We start from the raw sequence: 3,026 nt of genomic DNA, 5'->3' as shown, positions 1-3,026 counted from the left end.
ATTTACCTTCTCCCTGCTGACTGTTGATAGGTAAAGCATGAAGGGGGAACAAATGTAAATACTGATGGGGGATTAAAATTAAGCGATCGCACTCTGGGGTTATTTGCTGAATGATTTCATCAATGTCCAGAATTTGCGCCAGGGAATGTAGACGGGTAGTCAGGCGACGTTGCCAATGGGATTTTTTGTTGTAGTAGGCTCTGAGATACCCATTTACCCATTTTTGAAATTTTTTGAAGTCTTTCGGATCAGATTCCCAAACGATAGGCTGCTGAGTTTGGTGGGTAAAGATGAAAGTGAGCAGCTTATCCCGTGTAATGTAAAATTCTACAATGGCAGTGTGGTCATCTAAATTGTTCTGAAATTTATCAAACTGAAAGCTAGAACCGATACGTAAATATTGGCCTTGTAAATCATTCCGCTGCTGTCGCAATTCTTGGAGATGTTGTGCTAATACTTTTAGATTTTCAGCTTTGCAATTCTGGATTTGATATTGACCTATGGCTATTTCATCCCTGTATTGTTCTAGTTGAGTGGCAACATCTACAGGAAAGATGGTTTTTAAGTCACGGCTGAGAATCTTGTCAACTAAATTGCGGGTTTTGCTCCGTTCAACATATTCAATGGCTTCGGTGATATTAGTTAAGTCTAGGCAAGTTTCTACCATGTTTATATAAGTTCCATTCCATTCTTCTGCGTGTTTAAGTTTTGTCTCATCACCAGAAAGAATTTCACTCCGCAAAGAGTCAACTGTTTCTATGACAGATTTAAAGGTGGTGTAAGCTTTTTCGATATTTTCGGCTTTCTCTCCTGTGATTCTTTTACGGTAAGCATTACCGAGATTATTTTGTGTTGTTGCCCAATCAATAGGAAATGCCTCAAAGGTATAAACTCGAAGAGCCTGTTGGTAACAAGCGATCGCTTCTTCTATATTCTGTGATTTCTCACCTTTGATTCTGTCAGCGTAAGCAATACCGAGATTATATTGAGTTATTGCCCAATCAATAGGAAATGCCTCAAAGGTATAAACTCGAAGAGCCTGTTGGTAACAAGCGATCGCTTCTTCTATATTCTGTGCTTTCTCACCTGTGATTCGGTAAACGTAAGCAATACCGAGATTATTTTGTGTGGTTGCCCATTTTTCGGGAAATGCCTCAAAGGTATAAACTCTAAAAGCTTGTTGGTAACAAGCGATCGCTTCTTCTATATTCTGTACTTTCTGACCTTTGATTTGGTTACGGTAACCATTACCGAGATTATTTTGTGTCCTTGCCCATTTTTCGGGAAATGCCTCAAAGGTATAAACTCTAAAAGCCTTTTGGTAACAAGCGATCGCTTCTTCTATATTCTGTGCTTTCTCACCTTTGATTCGGTTACGGTAAGCAATACCGAGATTATATTGTGTCGATGCCCAATCAATAGGAAATGCTTCAAAGGTATAAACTCTAAGAGCCTGTTGGTAACAAGCGATGGCCTCTTCTATATTCTGTGCTTTCTCACATTTGATTCGGTCACCGTAAGCAATACCGAGATGATTTTGTGTCGTTGCCCAATCAATAGGAAATGCCTCAAAGGTATAAACTCTAAGAGCTTGTTGGTAACAAGCGATCGCTTCTTCTATATTCTGTGCTTTCTGACCTTTGATTCGGTTACGGTAAGCAATACCAAGATTAGTTTTTGCCATTGCCCAATATTCGGGAAATGCTTCACGGGTGAAAACAGTTAGTGCGATTTCATAGCCAGTGATGGCAATTTCTATATTGCTGGCTTTGTCCCCCAAAGGAAATTGCTGAATTATACTGCTAAAATTTCCAATAACTGATCCTACATTTTTTGCTTCATCTGCTTCCGCTTCCGCCAGCCTAGTTGTTCCCCAAACCCGCAATTTTTCTGCTAACTTATCATTAAGTTTGTCTGTATTTGCTGCCAGTAATGGGTAAACTACCTGCGGGTCAACACTACTGTATTCAGTTGCTTGCAGAACCTGCCTGAGAAAGTTGAGTTGAGCATCAGATGTGTGGCGATGCACCCCCATCAACTCCCCTACAATATTCATTAAAAAATTAGACTTATCTAAATCGCCCTGGATTCGCAAATCTTCCGCCACTGCCAGCATTGTCTGCTGCAATCCCGTATCAACCAAATCCCGGTAGCTATTCAAAATATGAGAGACTTCTTGATCATTAGACTCCGCGAGTAGTTGGTCAATCAACTTTCGATAGGCTTGGAGGCGTTCTTCGTTCATGGGAGTGACAGGTCAGTCAATATACTATTTCTATTTGAGTTGTGAACGGAATCTCTTAGGGAAAGCCAAGAGGCAAGAGGCAAGAAGCAAGATTTAATAATTTATAGCATTTATCAATAAATCATGACAATCAATCTTAATTTATCGTAACACCAAACACTCCTCGGATATCTTGACACTGCTCCGAAGTCCCTACTCCCTACGGTGCGCTTTCCGTAGGCGAATTAAATTCGCCACGGGTCGCACCGCTCCCTAAACACTAAGAGACAAAATTTCACCCACTTTATAATCCCAAATATCAGATACCTCAATCTTCAGTTGATAATTAGAATCAAAGTAACTATCGATATACTCAGCAGGTATAATTATTTTCGTCTTATACTCACTTACTGTTGGATGATACCCAAAGGGAATACACTCAAAATGAGTTTTATCCCGGTCAAGGTTATCCAATTTTTTGGTTTTCGTTGGATCCATTCCCTCCCGGAGAGTTAAATCAACAACGTGAGATTTAACCGCCATTTCCGTACTACGATCAATAATCTTAATTTCAACTCGATTAAGCAGAGGTTGCTCCCGGTGTATTGCATATTCCAGCACCACAGGATTTCCTGGTACACAGCTACCAACCTGAGTTAACGATGGTGAAGCAGCTGGAGCGTGGGGTTGGTAGAGTAGCATTGGGTGAATATGTGGATCGAACCCCCATTGAGTCACCTTAGGATTTGCTAATTGATATTCTAAAGAATTATTAGTACCTATCCTAATCTCAAAATGCAAA

Annotated in this window: 2 protein-coding genes; both read right to left on the bottom strand. The window is 40.3% G+C overall.

All coding sequences use genetic code 11. From position 1 onward, the window contains the following. Positions 1–2,245 (bottom strand): CHAT domain-containing protein (locus F6K37_RS36335; protein ID WP_287255836.1); only part of this gene is annotated, 2,245 nt, incomplete at its 3' end. A 252-nt stretch (positions 2,246–2,497) separates the two neighbouring features. Further along, positions 2,498–3,026 (bottom strand): hypothetical protein (locus F6K37_RS36330; protein WP_287255834.1); only part of this gene is annotated, 529 nt, incomplete at its 5' end.

This window comes from Moorena sp. SIO4E2 (assembly GCF_010671945.1).
In the GTDB taxonomy this organism is placed as follows: domain Bacteria; phylum Cyanobacteriota; class Cyanobacteriia; order Cyanobacteriales; family Coleofasciculaceae; genus Moorena; species Moorena producens.
The sequence above is the reverse complement of the archived record's forward strand: the minus strand, read 5'-3'. Positions and strand labels throughout refer to the sequence as shown.